The 15,018-nt window shown below is 66.1% G+C and carries 18 protein-coding genes; 6 read left to right on the top strand and 12 right to left on the bottom strand.

What is annotated here, in order from left to right; all coding sequences use genetic code 11:
• Positions 1 to 40 precede the first annotated feature (40 nt).
• A complete protein-coding gene (locus ASE52_RS22400; protein WP_010462719.1) occupies positions 41 to 235 on the top strand; it encodes a DUF2905 family protein in 195 nt (64 codons plus the stop codon).
• Positions 236 to 282: 47 nt separating this feature from the next.
• Here ASE52_RS22400 and otsA read toward each other — a convergent pair whose 3' ends face one another.
• From otsA to otsB, 3 genes are read right to left on the bottom strand one after another with little or no spacing between them, the layout of a single operon-like run.
• Complete coding sequence (otsA, locus tag ASE52_RS22395; protein ID WP_057229312.1) at positions 283 to 1,662, bottom strand: alpha,alpha-trehalose-phosphate synthase (UDP-forming); 1,380 nt, start codon at positions 1,660 to 1,662, stop codon at positions 283 to 285.
• Between the two features lie 48 nt (positions 1,663 to 1,710).
• Entirely contained in the window at positions 1,711 to 3,516 is a 1,806-nt protein-coding gene (locus ASE52_RS22390) for a glycoside hydrolase family 15 protein (protein WP_057229309.1), read from the bottom strand.
• Positions 3,513 to 4,265: a trehalose-phosphatase gene (gene otsB, locus ASE52_RS22385; RefSeq protein ID WP_057229308.1), complete on the bottom strand. Its 753-nt coding sequence runs from the start codon at positions 4,263 to 4,265 to the stop codon at positions 3,513 to 3,515. The genes ASE52_RS22390 and otsB overlap by 4 nt, the downstream gene beginning before the upstream one ends.
• A 233-nt stretch (positions 4,266 to 4,498) precedes the next feature.
• On the opposite strand from otsB, the gene trxC reads away from it, so the two are divergent.
• Positions 4,499 to 4,936, top strand: a complete 438-nt coding sequence (gene trxC, locus ASE52_RS22380; protein WP_010462715.1) for a thioredoxin TrxC — start codon at positions 4,499 to 4,501, stop codon at positions 4,934 to 4,936.
• A gap of 10 nt (positions 4,937 to 4,946) precedes the next feature.
• Here trxC and ASE52_RS22375 read toward each other — a convergent pair whose 3' ends face one another.
• From ASE52_RS22375 to ASE52_RS22360, 4 genes are read right to left on the bottom strand one after another with little or no spacing between them, the layout of a single operon-like run.
• The gene (locus ASE52_RS22375) at positions 4,947 to 5,429 is read right to left on the bottom strand and encodes a DoxX family protein (RefSeq protein ID WP_057229306.1); all 483 of its coding nucleotides are present in this window, start codon (positions 5,427 to 5,429) and stop codon (positions 4,947 to 4,949) included.
• Positions 5,426 to 6,220 carry a DNA-binding domain-containing protein gene (locus ASE52_RS22370; protein ID WP_057229304.1) on the bottom strand — a complete coding sequence of 265 codons (795 nt, stop codon included), beginning with the start codon at positions 6,218 to 6,220 and terminating at the stop codon, positions 5,426 to 5,428. Before ASE52_RS22370 ends, ASE52_RS22375 begins: the two co-directional genes overlap by 4 nt.
• Positions 6,211 to 7,062, bottom strand: coding sequence for a DUF692 domain-containing protein (locus tag ASE52_RS22365; protein ID WP_057229302.1), 852 nt, complete (start codon positions 7,060 to 7,062; stop codon positions 6,211 to 6,213). Before ASE52_RS22365 ends, ASE52_RS22370 begins: the two co-directional genes overlap by 10 nt.
• Before the next feature lie 12 nt (positions 7,063 to 7,074).
• Positions 7,075 to 7,362, bottom strand: coding sequence for a DUF2282 domain-containing protein (locus tag ASE52_RS22360; RefSeq protein WP_010462708.1), 288 nt, complete (start codon positions 7,360 to 7,362; stop codon positions 7,075 to 7,077).
• 213 nt (positions 7,363 to 7,575) lie between these two features.
• Here ASE52_RS22360 and ASE52_RS22355 point away from each other — a divergent pair, with 213 nt between their 5' ends.
• Positions 7,576 to 8,205 carry a sigma-70 family RNA polymerase sigma factor gene (locus ASE52_RS22355; RefSeq protein ID WP_057229300.1) on the top strand — a complete coding sequence of 210 codons (630 nt, stop codon included), beginning with the start codon at positions 7,576 to 7,578 and terminating at the stop codon, positions 8,203 to 8,205.
• A gap of 1 nt (position 8,206) precedes the next feature.
• Positions 8,207 to 8,848, top strand: a complete 642-nt coding sequence (locus ASE52_RS22350) for a DUF1109 domain-containing protein (protein ID WP_057229298.1) — start codon at positions 8,207 to 8,209, stop codon at positions 8,846 to 8,848.
• Positions 8,849 to 8,882: 34 nt separating this feature from the next.
• Here the strand turns inward: ASE52_RS22350 and ASE52_RS22345 are convergent, their stop codons facing one another.
• Both ASE52_RS22345 and ASE52_RS22340 read right to left on the bottom strand, forming a co-directional pair.
• Complete coding sequence (locus ASE52_RS22345; protein WP_057229700.1) at positions 8,883 to 9,341, bottom strand: GNAT family N-acetyltransferase; 459 nt, start codon at positions 9,339 to 9,341, stop codon at positions 8,883 to 8,885.
• A 144-nt stretch (positions 9,342 to 9,485) separates the two neighbouring features.
• Positions 9,486 to 10,736, bottom strand: coding sequence for a multifunctional CCA addition/repair protein (locus tag ASE52_RS22340; RefSeq protein WP_057229296.1), 1,251 nt, complete (start codon positions 10,734 to 10,736; stop codon positions 9,486 to 9,488).
• A gap of 45 nt (positions 10,737 to 10,781) precedes the next feature.
• Here ASE52_RS22340 and ASE52_RS22335 point away from each other — a divergent pair, with 45 nt between their 5' ends.
• Complete coding sequence (locus ASE52_RS22335; RefSeq protein ID WP_010462699.1) at positions 10,782 to 11,237, top strand: hypothetical protein; 456 nt, start codon at positions 10,782 to 10,784, stop codon at positions 11,235 to 11,237.
• Between the two features lie 24 nt (positions 11,238 to 11,261).
• Here the strand turns inward: ASE52_RS22335 and ASE52_RS22330 are convergent, their stop codons facing one another.
• The 3 genes from ASE52_RS22330 to ASE52_RS22320 all read right to left on the bottom strand — a co-directional run bounded on the left by ASE52_RS22330 (position 11,262) and on the right by ASE52_RS22320 (position 12,975).
• Positions 11,262 to 11,570 (bottom strand): NIPSNAP family protein, encoded by a 309-nt coding sequence (locus ASE52_RS22330; protein WP_057229294.1) that lies wholly within the window; start codon positions 11,568 to 11,570, stop codon positions 11,262 to 11,264.
• 8 nt (positions 11,571 to 11,578) lie between these two features.
• Positions 11,579 to 12,271, bottom strand: a complete 693-nt coding sequence (locus ASE52_RS22325) for a glutathione S-transferase family protein (protein WP_057229292.1) — start codon at positions 12,269 to 12,271, stop codon at positions 11,579 to 11,581.
• Between the two features lie 131 nt (positions 12,272 to 12,402).
• The gene (locus ASE52_RS22320) at positions 12,403 to 12,975 is read right to left on the bottom strand and encodes a 5-formyltetrahydrofolate cyclo-ligase (RefSeq protein ID WP_010462696.1); all 573 of its coding nucleotides are present in this window, start codon (positions 12,973 to 12,975) and stop codon (positions 12,403 to 12,405) included.
• Between the two features lie 14 nt (positions 12,976 to 12,989).
• On the opposite strand from ASE52_RS22320, the gene ASE52_RS22315 reads away from it, so the two are divergent.
• Complete coding sequence (locus ASE52_RS22315) at positions 12,990 to 14,975, top strand: lytic transglycosylase domain-containing protein (RefSeq protein ID WP_057229290.1); 1,986 nt, start codon at positions 12,990 to 12,992, stop codon at positions 14,973 to 14,975.
• The last annotated feature ends 43 nt before the right edge of the window (positions 14,976 to 15,018 follow it).

Genomic DNA, 15,018 nt, shown 5'->3' with positions numbered 1-15,018 from the left:
CGAGAGGCGCTGAAAGGACCTGCCGCCCTACACTGTGGGCATGATCCGCTGGCTTCTTGTCGTCTTTCTGGCTCTGATGTTGCTGAGCTGGCTCTCGCCCCTGCTTCGGCGCATGGGGTTTGGCCGCTTGCCTGGCGACCTGCGCTTTCGCTGGCTCGGCCGGGACTGGGACGTGCCTTTGGCTTCGACGCTGCTTCTGAGCTTTGTGTTGAGCCTGCTGACGAAGTTGCTCTGAGCCTTCGCTGCGCGCGACGGGGCTAGCCAGGCGGCGCGTGGAGGTCGTCAGTCGCCCGCCGCCTGGAGAGCCTTCAGGAACGACTTTCGCCACCAGTGCACGTCGTGCTCGCGCAGGCGAGCCATGAGTTTCTGGTGGCGCGCCTGCCGCTCGGCCAGTGGCATTTGCAGCGCCTGCTGGATGCTGTCGGCCATGCCTTGGGTGTCGTAGGGGTTCACCAGCAGCGCTTCTTTCAGTTGCTCGGCCGCACCCGCGAAGCGGGACAACACGAGCACGCCCGGGTCGTCTGGGTCTTGCGCCACCACATACTCTTTGGCCACCAGGTTCATGCCATCGCGCAGTGGCGTGACCAAGCCCACGGCGGCGGCGCGGCACAGACCCGGCACCCGCTTGCGCGCCACCATCCGGTGGATGTAGCGCACCGGCATCCAGTCGAGTTCGCCATAGTCGCCGTTCACCGCGCCGCACAGGCCCTCCAGCTCCTGGCGCAGGTCGGCATAGGCGTTGACGTCGTCGCGCGTGGGCGAGGCGATCATGATGAGTGTGGCGCTGTCGCGGTTTTCCGGGTAACGGTCCAGCAGCTCGCGGAACGCGCGCACGCGGTGCGGGATGCCCTTGGAATAGTCGAGCCGATCAATGCCCAGCAGCAGGCGCCTGCGTGAATACTCGTCGCGCATGTTCTCGTACGTTTCGACCGCATCGGGGGCGTGCGTAAGGCGCGTGAATTCGTCCACGTCGATGCCGATGGGAAAGGCCTGCACCTGCACCGTGCCGCCGAACGCGCGAAGCCGCTGGGCGTCCACCTCCTCGGCGCTGCCTTCGTTGCGCACGTAGCGTGTGAAATGCGACACGTCGGCCTCGCTCTGCAGGCCCACCAGGTCGTAGGCGAACAGCGAACGCATCAACCACTCGTGCTGCGGAATGGCCGCCATGATGAGCGGCGGGGGCATCGGAATGTGCAGAAAAAAACCGATGCGCTGCTTGCAGCCCATGGCACGCAGCTCGGCGGCCAGCGGAATAAGGTGGTAGTCGTGCACCCAGAGGATGTCATCGTCGCGCAAGAGCGGCAGCAGCTTGCGCGCAAACATCTGGTTCACGCGCCGGTAGCCCGCGATGTAGCTGGCATTGAAGTCGGCCAGGTCCAGGCGGTAGTGAAACACCGGCCACAGCACGCTGTTGCTGTAGCCATGGTAGTAGCTGTCATGGTCTTCGCGGCACAGGTCCACGGTGGCCAGGGTGACGGCACCAGCCTGCCGCGTGTGCAGTTCACCCTCGCCGGGTGTCCCGCCTTCGACCACGTTGCCGCTCCAGCCAAACCACAGCCCGCCTGTCTGGTTCAGGGCCTCTCCGAGGGCGACGGCGAGGCCGCCAGCAGCGGGTTTGCGGGGATCGGCGAGGCGGTTGGAGATGACGACAAGGCGGCTCATGGGTCGATCATCGTTGTGGATCGCCCCAGGCCGTTGTCGGACAGGACCTCAAATCACGCTGTCCCAGGGGGCTGACAGGCGCACGGCAGCGTTGATCACGCCCACCATCGAATAGGTCTGCGGGAAGTTGCCCCACATCTCGCGCGTTTCGGGGTGCGTGTCTTCGGACAGCAGGCCCAGCGGGTTGCGGGCGGCCAGCATGGTCTCGAAGATGGCGCGCGCCTCGGCCTTGCGGCCAATGCGCGCCAGGGCATCGATGCGCCAGAAGGTGCAGATGTTGAAGGCTGTCTCGGGCTTGCCGAAGTCGTCGGCCGCCTCGTAGCGGCGCATGTAGGGGCCGTCGCACAGGCTCTTTTCCATGGCCTCCACGGTGCTCACGAAGCGCGGGTCTTTCGGGTCGATGAGGCCGACCTCGGCCATCAGCAATACGCTGGCATCGAGTTCATGGCCGCCAAAACTTTCGGCAAACGCCTGGCGCGCTTCGCACCACGATTTGTCCAGGATTTCGGCGCGCATGCGGTCCGCATGCTGCTGCCAGTGGCTGGCGCGGTCGGCCAGCTGCAGGGTGGCGGCGATCTTGGCCAGCCGGTCGCAGGCGGCCCAGCTCATCAGGGCGGACGACGTGTGCACCCGGGCACGTGTGCGCAGCTCCCACATGCCTGCATCGGGCTGGCCGTAGACACGCACTGCGTTCTCGCCCACCTGTTCCAGCCGCGTGAATTCGGCCAGGCCCGCGCGGTGCAGCAGGCGGTGGTCGTGAAAGGCCTGGGCCGCGCCCAGCACGATGTTGCCGTACACGTCATGCTGGAAATGCTCTGCCGCCTGGTTGCCCACGCGCACAGGGCCCATGCCCCGGTAGCCCGCCAGCTGGGGCACAAGGCTCTCGGGCAGTTCTTGCTCCAGGCCAATACCGTACAGCGGCTGGATGTGGCCATCGCCGCCTTCCACCACCACGTTGCTGAGCCAGCGCAGATAGTCCTCCATGGTGCCCACTTCGGAGATGCTGTTGAGCGCGCGCACCACGAAGAACGCGTCGCGCAGCCAGCAGTAGCGGTAGTCCCAGTTGCGGCCGCTGTGGGCGGACTCGGGGATGCTGGTGGTCATGGCGGCCACGATGGCACCGGTGTCCTCGTACAGTGAGAGCTTGAGCGTGATGGCCGCACGGATGACGGCTTCTTGCCACTCCAGCGGCACGGCCAGGGCGCGGGTCCAGCTGCGCCAGTAGGCCGTGGTCTCCTGCTCGAACAGGCGCGCGGTGTCGGCAATGCCCTCCACCAGCGTTTCGTCGGCCCCCAGCAGAAAGTTGTGTTCGCGCGTGAGTACAAACGCCTGGCCTGACAACACGTGCGAGACCGGTGCATCGGTGGACAGGCGCAGCGTCATGCCCTCGCCCACATAGCGGATGTGATTGCTGCCGCGCGTGATTTCGGGTGTGGTCTGGCCCCAGTCGTAGCGCACCTTGAGCGCCACGCGGATGCGAGGCGCGCCCTGGATGGGGCGCACCCGGCGTACCAGCGTCATGGGCCGGAAGTAGCGCGAGCGGCTGTAAAAGCGCGGCGCAAAGTCGGTGATCTCCACCCCATGGCCTGCCTTGTCAAACAGCTGCGTGCGCAGGATGGCGGTATTGGGCTCATACCACTGGTGGGCCGAGGCGAGGTCTTCGAGTTCGATCGCGAAGTGGCTGCCTTCGTCGCCGGGCTGCAGCAGGGCGTTGAACACCGGGTCTCCATCAAAACGCGGCAGGCAGCACCACACCATGCGGGCGTGGTTGTCGATCAGTGCGCTGATGGCGCAATTGCCGATCATCCCCAGGTTGAGCGATCCCGCTTGGGGGGCGTTGGCGGCTGTGTTCATGGTTCGCGCTCCGGGTTCAGGTGGTTCCAATGGGTTCGCGTGGCCGACAGCCAGCCACGCAATGCGGCGGGTGTCATGCAGCGGTGTTGTGCCATGGTCGGCCCTTCGCCCACCTTGATGCCCCAGCCGCCCAGCGCCTGCACGGCGGCAAAGCCAGCTTCGTCGGTGACGTCATCGCCCACGAAGACTGGCAAACGTCCTGCAAAGGGTGCCTGGGTCATGAAATCGGCAATGGCCTGGCCCTTGTCGACGCCACGGGGCTTCACTTCAAAGACGCATTTGCCATGCAACAGTTCCACGCCCTCCACATGGCGCATGGCGCGTACCAGGGTGTCGTGGCACAACGCGGCCAGTTGGGGGGCCTGGCGGTAGTGCAGGGCCACGCTGACGCGTTTGCGCTCCACCAGCAGCCCGGGGTTGCGCGCTGCAAGGTCGTACGCAGCCCGAAGAACGGGCTCCAGATCCGGCGGTAGAACGGCCGGAAGCGAAGTGTCGGCCAGGCGGTATTGGGCACCATGCTCACTCGCCAGCGGCAGGCGCAGCGGGGCCAGGAATCCGTCGATGTCGGCCTCAGGCCGCCCGGTCACGATGGCCAGCGCACCCCCCAGGTGGGTGTACAGCGATAGCAGCGTTGGGACCAGCCCGGAGGCGACGCGCACCGCCTCGGGGCGTGGTGCCAGCTCGGTGAGCGTGCCATCGAAGTCCAGAAAAAGCGCATGGGCAGTTGTCAGTAGGGGGAGCAGCTGCATGGGTCAAACCTTAGCAGACGCCGTGAAGCTGACCGGGGGGAAAGGGTGATTCAGCGTTGGTAAACGCGCGCAAGGTGTGCGACCCATTGCAACATCGGGCCGCCATTGCCATTGCCATTGCCATTGCCATTGCCATTGCCATTGGTCTGGCAGGACCACCCTTGAAACGCAAAGCTTCTGCCGCAATGTGTAAAAAACCCGCTCTTGCTCTTGCTTGAACCTGATCTCACCCCATGACCGAAGCCCTGCACATCGTCTGCCCGCACTGCCACACCACCAATCGCGTGCAAAGCGCAGATCTGGCCCATGCACCCGATTGCGGAAAGTGCCACCAGGGGCTTTTTGTGGGCGCCCCTCTGGAACTGGATGGGGCGAGTTTTGACAAACATGTGGGGCGCAGCCACATTCCGGTGCTGGTGGATTTCTGGGCGCCCTGGTGTGGGCCGTGCCGCCAGATGGCGCCCGCCTTTGCCCAGGCGGCCCGTGAGCTGGAGCCGCGTGTGCGCCTGGCCAAGCTCAATACCGAAGAACACCAGGCCATCGCGGCACGTTATGCCATCCGCAGCATTCCGACCATGGTCCTTTTTCAGCAGGGGCGTGAGGTGGCGCGTATCTCAGGCGCGCTGGGTGCTGCGGACATCGTGCGCTGGGTGCAGACGGCCGCGGGCTGATGCAAGGGTTTCAGCGAATTCCCAGCACGCGGTCCAGCGACACATTGCCCGCACCGCGCCCTGCCAGGTACAGCATCAGCCCCGCCCACGACAGGTGCGTGGGCCAGGCATCCGGATACACAAAAACCTGAATGACCAGTGTCATGCCCAACAAGGCCACAGCCGACAGGCGCGTGAACAGGCCCAGCACGAGCAGGATGGGAAACACATGTTCGGCCACGGTGGCCATCTGCGCCGCCAGTTCAGGCGGCAACAAGGGCAGTTTGTATTCTTCGCGGAACAGCGCGTAGGCGCTGTCGGAGATCGTGAACCAGCCATCGACCTTGGTGCGGGCAGACAGCCAGAAGATGCCCGCGATGGCCACGCGGTTGACCAGGGCCAGCAGACTGTGGGGGGTGAGCCAGGCAGCGGCATCGGCCAGGCGGGCCAGCAGAACGCGGGGGCCTTTGGTGGGTGCTGTGGGGAAGTGGGGGGATTGGGTGTGGGTGGTCATGGGGCCTCCTCGGCCTGTGGGTGTGAATGTGGATGTGAATGGGGTGGGACCAGGGCCCCCGCGTCCAGCAAGGTGCCCAGGAGCGCGGCAAAGTCAGTGGCGGGATCGGTATCTAAGGCGCGGGTGGCGGCGGCTTCCAGAGTCTGGCCCTCTGCGCAGGCGTCCAAAAAAGCAACCCCTGCACGCGAAAGCGGGCGCCAGGTCACTTCCGCGTGTGGCCGGGTGAGCAGGCCGCCATCACCCGCCCAGGCCAGCGATTCGGGCAGGGCCAAGCCTTCACGGTGGCTCTGCCACAGGCGATAGGCCGGATGCCCATTGCACCAGGTCCAGTGCGCAGCGGGGTGGGGATGCAGTTGCAAGGCGGGCAGCGTTTCTGGCGCTTGCCGGCCCCACCAGGCTCGGTCCACGGCGGTAGCGTCGGCTGCCAGATGGCACTCGGTCCAGCCGCGGTCCAGGCGCGCTATGGCGGGCAGGTAGGGCAACCCGGCCGCAGGTTCAAACCCGGCCAGGAAGTCGCCAAACCCAGCGCCGTAGTCCACCAGCAGTCCATCACAAGGCGGTTGCTGGCGCGCATAGACCGCTGCGGCGGCGCGGAACCAGCCTTCGCCCACCAGCTGGCACACCGTGGGGTAGCTGGCCTGCAGGGCATCGACACAGCCCTTGAGCACGGTGTTGCGGTACACGGCAAAGCCGGGCTGGGCCTCCAGGGCCACTAGCCACGCGGTGGTTGGGGGATGGCCCGCGCCGAGCAGGGCGGCCGAGAAACCATCCTGAAAGTCGGTCAGCTGCATGCGGCCTCCTCGGTGTGCGCAGCCATGAGTACATGGTGGGCCTGGCCACGCTCGCCCAGCAGTTCACAGAAGTCGGGCAGGTTGTCATCACGCTCGATGAGGGTGGGGATGGGACCTGCGCGCTCGATCACGCGTTGGTACAGCGCCCACACGGCGGGCGCCACCGGGGCGTCGTGGCTGTCGATGAGCAAGGTGTTGCCATGCACCGGGTCGGCATGGTGGCCCGCCAGGTGGATCTCGGCCACGGCGTGCAGGGGAAACGCATCCAGGTACGCCTGCGCGCAAAAGCCCAGGTTGTTCGCGCTGATATGGACGTTGTTCACGTCCAGCAGCAGCGCACAACCGGTGCGCCGCACCAATTCGGCCAGAAAGTCGGTCTCGGCCCATGCGTGGCCATCGATGTGCAGATAGTGCGTGGGGTTCTCGATGGCGATGGGCCGTTGCAGCACATCCTGTGTGCGGGCGATGTTGCTTGCAATGCGGTGCAGCGCCGCGTGCGTGCGGGGAAACGGCAGCAGGTCGGGCAGATACTGACCGCGCCAGGTGGACCACGCCAGGTGCTCCGAGATGATCACAGGCTCCACGCGCCGCGCCAGTGCCGCCAGGCGGCCCAGGTGCGCCGCATCGGGCGGTGCATCGGCCGCAAGGGACAGGGACACGCCGTGCAGCGCCATGGGGTGGCGTGCGCGGATCGCATCCAGATACGCCAGGCGCGGGCCGCCATCGGCCAGGTAGTTCTCGGGGTGCACCTCCCACCACAGGCCGGGGGCGGTGCACTGCAGCGCCTCGCCGTAGTGCTGGGGCTTGAGGCCCAGACCAGCGGTGAGGGGGCGCGGAGTCATGGCATCAGCCTCTTAGGCCTTGGCGGGTGCCAGCGAACCCATGCCCTTGGGCGTCTTGATCGACGCGCAGGTGCCTGCGGGCACGAACTTCCAGGCGTTGCCCTGGTAGTCCATCTTGGAGGTGCCGGCGCAGGTGGTGCCGGGGCCTGCTGCGCAGTCGTTCTTGCCAGCCATCGAGACGCCGTAGCACTTCTCCATGGCGGGCTTGGCTCCTTCCATGGGGGCGGTCTGGGCCATGGCGGCGCCAGAAGTCAGGGCAATGAGGGCGAGTGCGCCGAGGCTGAGGGTGCGAGTGGTCATGGTACGGTTCTCCAAGGGTTGGGTAGTGGTTGAATCCGACCGGGTTGCGACACAGAGGTCGCGTTGAATGGCCCGATCTGCGTTGTAATTCGCGCTGTGCAGCAGGCGGGTTACAGCGCTGCGCAAAAAAATCGTGGCGGCATGGCGTAAATATTTTTTCTGTTGCCTGTAACCCATTGGCCTCGGAGTACGAATTCCTTGCAGGGAGACACCATGGAGATAGTGGAAGAGCGCCTGCGCGGTTTGCTGCTGCAAGGGCTGGACGCCGACGCAGCCGCCTACCAGCGCTTTCTGAAAGAGCTGAGCGCACACCTGCGTGCGTTTTTGCGCCGCCGCCTGATGCAGCGGCCCGACGAGGTGGAGGACCTGGTGCAGGAGACGCTGCTGGCGGTGCACAACCAGCGCCACACTTATCGGCCCGAGATGCCGGTGACGGCCTGGGCGCATGCGATTGCGCGCTACAAGCTCATCGATTGGCTGCGCTCGCACGCCGTGAAGGAAGGGCGCAACGACCCGCTGGACGATGCCGATGAGTTGTTTGCCAGCAGCGACAGCGAGGCCGCCGAAGCCCGGCGCGACCTGGGGCAGTTGTTGCGCACCTTGCCCGACAAGCAGCGTCTGCCGATCGAGTGCGTGAAGCTGGAAGGTTTGTCGGTCGTCGAGACGGCGCGCCTCACGGGGCTGTCGGAGTCGGCCGTCAAAGTCGGCGTGCACCGGGGGCTCAAGGCCCTGGCCGCCAAGATCAGGGACATGACTTACGTGCAACAGGGGTCAGGCAAACCGCCGGGTACAGAAGGCCGGTCGTTGTTGCATTCTGATGTACGTAAGTCCCAGGGGAAATAGCATGAAAACCGATGAATTGATCCACCTGCTCGCCGCCGATGACCGGCCGGTGCAGAACAACGCGATAGAGCAACGGTTTGCCGTGGCCGCCGCAGTGGGCATTGCCGGTGCCGGGGTGCTGATGCTGGCCCTGTTCGGCCTGCGCCCCGACCTGCTGGCGACCATGGCGCTGCCCATGTTCTGGGGCAAGCTGGTGTTTGCCGCTGCACTGGCCGCCGCCGGGTTGGCGCTGCTGCGCCGCATGGCCCGACCCGGCATGGCGGTGGGGCCTGCGGCGCTGCTGCTGGCAGTGCCGCCGCTGGTGTTGTGGGCCATGGCATTGTGGGCGTTGTCGCAGGTGACTGCGGCAGAGCGTGTGCCGCTCATCCTGGGCAGCACCTGGCGCACCTGTCCGTTCAATATCGCGGCGCTGTCTGTGCCTGCGTTGGCTGCGGGCTTCTGGGCCCTGAAGGGGGCCGCGCCCACCCGCCTGGCCTGGGCGGGCGCGGGCGCCGGGTTGCTGGCGGGCGCGTTGGGTGCTTTGGTGTATGCCCTGCATTGCCCCGAGATGGCCACGCCGTTCCTGGCGGTCTGGTACCTGGCGGGCATGGCCATCCCGACGGCGCTGGGGGCCGTACTGGGGCCGCGCCTGCTGCGCTGGTAATGGCTATCTGGGCAGCGGCGAGGTGGCGGTCAGGTCAGGCCGCTACCCGCCTGTTGTAGGCGCGAAAGACGGTGTCCAGCGTCCAGCCCAGCGATTCGTAGAGCGACTGCGCCGTGGTGTTGGCGTGTGCCGTGGTCAGATCCATGCGCACCTTGCCGTGCGCGCGGGCCATGGCTTCGGCGGCCATCAGCAAGCCGCGCCCGGCGCCTGTCTTGCGTGCTGCGGGGGCCACGAACAGGTCGTACAGCGTGTAGATGGGCGCTGCCTCCACCGAGCAGAAGGTTGGGTAAAGCTGGCAAAAACCTATCGCTGCTCCCGATGCATCCAGTGCCAGCAGCACCACGGACTCCCCGCGCTCCAGCCGCTGTGCGATGAATGTCCGGGCTCCAGCGAGGTCTGGCGCCTGCTCGTAGAACTGCCGGTAGGCATCAAACAGCGGCGCGATGGTGTCGGCGTCGGCCGGGGCGGCGGGGCGGATGTGCACTGCGGTCATGAAGGCGTTGGAATGGCTGTAGGGCGCGAGCATGCGCCAGGAACTTGCAAAGGTGCACCCCGGGGCGGGGCGCAAGCGGACGCGGATTGTAGGAAGTTTTGCCCTCGTTTTTGAGGGGTGTGCCTTGTTTTCCGCGGCCCTGGGTCAGGTGGCGTTGTTGTTGCCTGTCCACTGCGCCACCGCTTCCACCCGGGCCTGGTGGATCAGCGTGCCCACCTGCGGCCCGCTCATGCCCTTGGCCGCTGCCCGCGCTGCAATGTCGCGCGTGACCACGGACTGCACCACCGCCAGCACGGCGGCGAGCCGCTGGCGCTGGGGGTAGGCCGACTCTTCAAATCCCAGCCGCCCGCGCGCATCGCATTCGCATGCCAGCAGGATGTCGGCAAAACGCTCGGGCTTGCGAATGGCATCGCAGCGCTCCAGCAGCCGCACCAGGGCGGCGGCCGACAGTTCGTGGCTGCGGTGGATGTGGCCGTGCTCGCGGGCCACCACATCGGCTGTCTCGCGGCAGTCCACCGGCACGCGCAGGCGCTCGGCCACGACCTTCAGCAGCTCGGCACTGCGCTCCTCGTGTCCGATGTGGCGTGGCAGCACGTCGGCGGCCGTGGTGCCCTTGCCCAGGTCGTGCGCCAGGCAGGCAAACCGCACAGTGAGTGGCGCCTGCAGCCGCGCGGCCATGTCCAGCACCATCATCAGGTGCACGCCCGTGTCCACCTCGGGGTGGTACTCCGCCCGCTGGGGCACGCCCCACAGGCGCGCCACTTCGGGCAGCAGCACCTGCAGCGCGCCGCACTCGCGCAGCACCTCGAACATGCGCGAGGGCTTTTCTTCCATCAGCCCGCGCGCCAGCTCCTGCCACACGCGCTCGGCCACCAGGTGGTCCGCCTCGCCGTGCTGCACCATCTCGCGCATCAGCTGCATCGTCTCGGGCGCCACCGTGAAGTCGGTGAATCGCGCCGCAAACCGCGCCACACGCAGGATGCGCACCGGGTCTTCGCGGAAGGCGTCGGTCACATGCCGCAGCACCCGCGCCTCGATGTCTTGGGCACCAAAATAGGGGTCAAAAATGCCTCCAGCGCTTATCCCATAAGCGCTAGTAGCTATTGCATTGATAGTAAGGTCGCGGCGCGAAAGGTCTTCTTCCAGCGTCACATCGGGCGAGCTTTCCACCACAAAGCCCCGGTAGCCGCGCCCGCTCTTGCGCTCGGTGCGGGCCAGTGCGTACTCCTCGCGCGTGTCGGGGTGCAAAAAGACGGGGAAGTCGCGCCCCACGGGCAGATAGCCCAGTTCCAGCATCTGCTCGGGCGTCGCGCCCACGACCACCCAGTCGTGGTCGTTCACGGGCCGGCCCAGCAGCTTGTCGCGGACGGCGCCGCCCACCATGTAGATTTGCATCGGTGTAGTTTAGGCCGGGCCCCCGGCCGTATATTCCAGCCCACCATGTCCCTCTCGTCCGACCTCACCATCGCCCAGCTCAACCCCGACGGCAGCGTGCCCGTGCCCACGGCGCCCGACGCAGCCGCCAACGCTGCAGCGGAAGCCCTGCAGCGCGAGGCGCAGTTCGAAGCTTTGAAAGCCAAGGTGGACGACCTGCAGGAGATCCTGGCCAAGCCGCTGAACGAAATCCTGGCCGATCGCGACAAGTTCAAGGAAGCGATGGCCGCGTGGGATGCCTTTGGCGCCATGTGGATGCTGTCGCAGCGCGCCATGAAGCGCGTGGCGCTGGACCTGGCCGCGCAGCAGGGGGTGAGCGAGGAAGAGGTGGTGGCGCGTGCGCTGGCCTATGCCAACCAGGTGCTCAACGCGGAAGAGGAAGACCTGGGCGGCACCGTGGCCCCCGCCCAGTTGGCGCACATCGCGCGGCACAAGCCGTTTTTGCGCAAGCAGTTTAGGTAGCGTGGCCGGGCTGCCCGTGCCCCTTCAGCCAAACACCGGCCTGAAAAAACTCCGCTCGTAGCTCACGATGCACCCCGTCTCCTCGGCATAGCGAAACGCCGCCTGACATTCTGCATCCTGCATCGACTGCTGGCGGTACACCTCGTACGCCGCAAGGCTGTCAAAGGTGAACAATGCCAGTGCGATGTTGTTCGCGCCCTCGCTGGGCATGAAATAGCCGTGGTGTTTACCGCCGAACTTCTCGACCAGCGGTATCCACAGTTTTCCGTAGTGCTCAAACTCCTTGAGCTTGCTGGTGTTGAGCACGTAGCGCAGGTAGATGGTGACGGCCATGGTGGTGCTCAGCCTTCTTTATGGCACAGGCGATAGGGTTCTTCGAAGTCCAGAAAGTCCTTCTCGGCCAGGGCGTCGTCGATCCAGGCCTTCACGCCGGGCAGGGCGCGCACGCGCTGCACATAGGCGGCGATGTGGGGTGGCACGGGCAGGGCGTAGGTGTGCAGGCGCATGCACACGGGGGCAAAGTAGGCGTCGGCCACTGTGAACTCGCCAAACAGCATGGGACCGCCATGTTCCTGCAGCAGCGCGCTCCACATGTCCACCAGGCGTTGCACGTCGGCGCGCACGCCGGCCTGGTCGCGCCAGATCAGGGCGCCGGTGTCGGCCAGGTTGGCCTCGATGTTCATGGGGCAGTTGCTGCGCAGGGCGGTGAAGCCGCTGTGCATTTCGGCGCAAATGCTGCGGGCGCGCGCACGGGCCTTGGCGTCCGTGGGCCAGAGCTTTTTGTCAGGGTGGGTTTCAGCCACGTATTCGGCAATCGCCAGCGTGTCCCACACCACCAGGTCACCATCTGCCAGCACGGGCACCTTGCCCGTGGGGTTCACGGCGCCAATCGCGCGCTTGAACTCTGAATCGGCGTCAAAGCTGTCAAAGCGCACGCGCACTTCTTCAAACACGATGCCCGCCTGTTTGAGCAGCACCCAGGGGCGCATGGACCAGGAGGAGTAGTTCTTGTTGCCGATATAGAGCTTGAGCATGGGGCACCTGCCGATGGAAAACAGAGAAAAGAAAGTCAGCCCGCCATGCTAGCGGCAGTGGCGCGCGCCAGCGATGCGAAAACACGGCCTGAATGATGCGTGGCACGCATCACGGGCAATGGCGCAGCGGTTCAGACCGGCCAGACCACCCCGTTGTCGTTCAGGATGGCATCGAGCGGCAGGTCGAACTCTTCGGGCTCGAAGTCGTCCAGGTAGCCATTGGTGAAGCCCAGACCCACCGTGAACGGCTTGGGCTGCAGGGTGGCCAGCGTGCGGTCGTAGAAGCCGCCGCCATAGCCCAGCCGATAGCCCCCGGGGGCGTAGCCCACGCAGGGCACGAACAGCAGGGTGGGCACGATGACCTCGGTGTCCTTGGGCTTGGGGATGCCGTAGGCGTCTTCCTCCATGGGGCAGCCGGGGTACCAGGCGTGGAAGGTGAGGGTTTTGTGCAGCTTGTTCACCACCGGCAGCCCGATGCGGCGCAGTTGGGGTTCGTCCAGCAACTCGCCATCTTCCTTCCAGCGGTGCAGCGCGGGCAGGGGGTCAAATTCGCCCTTGATGGGCCAATAGGCTCCAATGACCGTATCCGGCCGGTTCACCAGCCAGATGCGCATCACCTGTTGTAACAGGTCGGCCCGCTGTAGGCGGTCGGGCAGATTGAGGCGTTCTTCTATCAACGCGCGCCGAAGGGCTGCTTTGTCCATCAGATAATTCCCCCATGCAATTTCTCAGAGCGATTCTGACACCCCTTGTCGCCGCCACCGTGCTGGCAGCCACCGCGCCCCTTGTCATGGCGCAAAACCGTGGGGACGATACCCTGCTGGAGATGCAGCAGGCCTTCCGCAAAGGCGACCGTAACAAGCTCGCGCAGCTGCTGCCCACTGCGCGTGGTCATGCACTGGAGCCCTGGGCCGCCTACTGGGAGCTGCGGGTGCGCCTGGGCGAGGCGTCACCACAGGAGATCCAGTCTTTCCTGCAGCGCTACGCCGGTAGCTACCAGGAAGACCGCCTGCGCAATGACTGGCTCTTGTTACTGGGCCAGCGCCGCGACTGGAGCCAGTTCGCCGAGCAGCACCCCAGCTACCGCATGTCGGACGACCGCGAGGTGCGCTGCTACGCGCTGCTGATCGACCAGATCAAGGGCACAGCCAGCCCCACCGTGGCCGAGGATGTGCGCAGCAACTGGTACGCCCAGCGCGACGGCGACGACGGCTGCACCCACGCCGCACGCGAGCTGCATGGCTACAAGAAACTCTCAGCCCTGGACGTGTGGCGCAAGGCTCGCCTGGGGGTCGAGGCCAATCGCCCCCGCGTGGTGCGCGCGGCGGTCGAGATCGTCTCGCCCGAATCGTTGCCGCAGGTCAAGGACGTGCTGGATGCGCCGAGCAAATACCTGCTGTCGCGCGCCACGGCCGCCGGCAAGGCCAAGCAGGAACTGGTGCTGCTGGCCCTGTTGAAACTGGCCACCGGCGACCCGGACGGCGCGGCCTACCAGCTCGACAGCAAGTGGAGCGTGCACCTCTCGGCCGAGGAGCGCAACTGGGCCTGGGCCGTGATCGGCAAGACCGCTGCGCAAAAGCTGGCCAGCAACGCCCACAGCTACTTTGCCAATGTGACCAAGGACAGCGACCTCAACGACGACCTGCTGGGCTGGAAGGTGCGCGCCGCCCTGCGCGCCGGCCAGTGGAAGGCCGTCGGAAAGGCTGTGGACGCCATGGGCCCCGAAGGTCGCCAAGACAGCACCTGGGTGTACTGGAAGGCACGCTCGCTGCTCGCAGGCCGCGTGACCGACGCCGAACGCGCCGAAGCGCGCCAACTGCTCGAAGGCATTGCCAGCACGCGCGGCTTCTACGAGCAACTGGCGCTCGAAGAGCTCGGCCAGCGCATCACCACGCCACCCGCGCCCGCCCCCCTCACTGCCGAAGAAAAGGCCGCCGCCCGCGCCAACCCGGGCCTGAACCGCGCGCTGTATGCCATCCTGCTGGGCCTGCGCAGCGAAGGCGTGCGCGAGTGGAACTACACCACCAACCTGCACCAAAGCGGCGGCATGCCCGACCGCGAACTGCTGGCCGCCGCCGACTTCGCCTGCCAGCGCGAGGTGTGGGACCGCTGCATCAACACCAGCGAACGCACCAAGAGCGTGGTGGACACCACCCAGCGTTTCCCCACCCCGTTTCGCAGCGCGGTGGTGGAGCGCGCCAACGGCATTGGCCTCGACCCGGCGTATGTCTACGGCCTCATCCGCCAGGAAAGCCGCTTCATCATGGACGCACGCTCCCACGTGGGCGCCTCGGGCCTGATGCAGGTCATGCCCGCCACCGCGCGCTGGACGGCCAAGAAGATCGGTTTGAACAACTTCACCGCCGACCAGATCAACGACCGCGACACCAACATCACCATCGGCACGGCCTACCTCAAGCTCGCGTTGGACGACTTTGCGGGCTCCATGCCCATGGCCGCTGCCGCCTACAACGCCGGCCCCGGCCGCCCGCGCAGCTGGCGCAACGGCCCAGTGCTCGACGCCGCCATCTGGGCCGAAAACGTGCCCTTTGCCGAAACGCGCGACTACGTGAAGAAAGTGCTGGCCAACACCACCAACTACGCCGCCATGCTCACCGGCCAGCCCCAGTCGCTCAAGAGCCGCCTGGGCACCATCGGCCCGCGCGACGCGGCGGCGCCCGAAGTGAACAAGGATCTGCCTTGAGTCTTGGTGCCACGTTTGTAAACAAATTGCTATAAAAATAATA

This window comes from Acidovorax sp. Root275 (assembly GCF_001428965.1).
GTDB lineage: Bacteria > Pseudomonadota > Gammaproteobacteria > Burkholderiales > Burkholderiaceae_C > Acidovorax > Acidovorax radicis.
This window is presented reverse-complemented; position numbering and strand designations above follow the sequence as displayed.

Coding starts and splice junctions, on each gene's coding strand:
- ASE52_RS22390 (WP_057229309.1), bottom strand. CDS start 3,516: ATGAACACAGCCGCCAACGCCCCCCAAGCGGGATCGCTCAACCTGGGG.
- trxC (WP_010462715.1), top strand. CDS start 4,499: ATGACCGAAGCCCTGCACATCGTCTGCCCGCACTGCCACACCACCAAT.
- ASE52_RS22360 (WP_010462708.1), bottom strand. CDS start 7,362: ATGACCACTCGCACCCTCAGCCTCGGCGCACTCGCCCTCATTGCCCTG.
- ASE52_RS22340 (WP_057229296.1), bottom strand. CDS start 10,736: ATGCAAATCTACATGGTGGGCGGCGCCGTCCGCGACAAGCTGCTGGGC.
- ASE52_RS22335 (WP_010462699.1), top strand. CDS start 10,782: ATGTCCCTCTCGTCCGACCTCACCATCGCCCAGCTCAACCCCGACGGC.
- ASE52_RS22370 (WP_057229304.1), bottom strand. CDS start 6,220: ATGCAGCTGACCGACTTTCAGGATGGTTTCTCGGCCGCCCTGCTCGGC.
- ASE52_RS22350 (WP_057229298.1), top strand. CDS start 8,207: ATGAAAACCGATGAATTGATCCACCTGCTCGCCGCCGATGACCGGCCG.
- ASE52_RS22355 (WP_057229300.1), top strand. CDS start 7,576: ATGGAGATAGTGGAAGAGCGCCTGCGCGGTTTGCTGCTGCAAGGGCTG.
- otsB (WP_057229308.1), bottom strand. CDS start 4,265: ATGCAGCTGCTCCCCCTACTGACAACTGCCCATGCGCTTTTTCTGGAC.
- ASE52_RS22320 (WP_010462696.1), bottom strand. CDS start 12,975: ATGGACAAAGCAGCCCTTCGGCGCGCGTTGATAGAAGAACGCCTCAAT.
- ASE52_RS22325 (WP_057229292.1), bottom strand. CDS start 12,271: ATGCTCAAGCTCTATATCGGCAACAAGAACTACTCCTCCTGGTCCATG.
- otsA (WP_057229312.1), bottom strand. CDS start 1,662: ATGAGCCGCCTTGTCGTCATCTCCAACCGCCTCGCCGATCCCCGCAAA.
- ASE52_RS22315 (WP_057229290.1), top strand. CDS start 12,990: ATGCAATTTCTCAGAGCGATTCTGACACCCCTTGTCGCCGCCACCGTG.
- ASE52_RS22375 (WP_057229306.1), bottom strand. CDS start 5,429: ATGACCACCCACACCCAATCCCCCCACTTCCCCACAGCACCCACCAAA.
- ASE52_RS22330 (WP_057229294.1), bottom strand. CDS start 11,570: ATGGCCGTCACCATCTACCTGCGCTACGTGCTCAACACCAGCAAGCTC.
- ASE52_RS22365 (WP_057229302.1), bottom strand. CDS start 7,062: ATGACTCCGCGCCCCCTCACCGCTGGTCTGGGCCTCAAGCCCCAGCAC.
- ASE52_RS22345 (WP_057229700.1), bottom strand. CDS start 9,341: ATGACCGCAGTGCACATCCGCCCCGCCGCCCCGGCCGACGCCGACACC.
- ASE52_RS22400 (WP_010462719.1), top strand. CDS start 41: ATGATCCGCTGGCTTCTTGTCGTCTTTCTGGCTCTGATGTTGCTGAGC.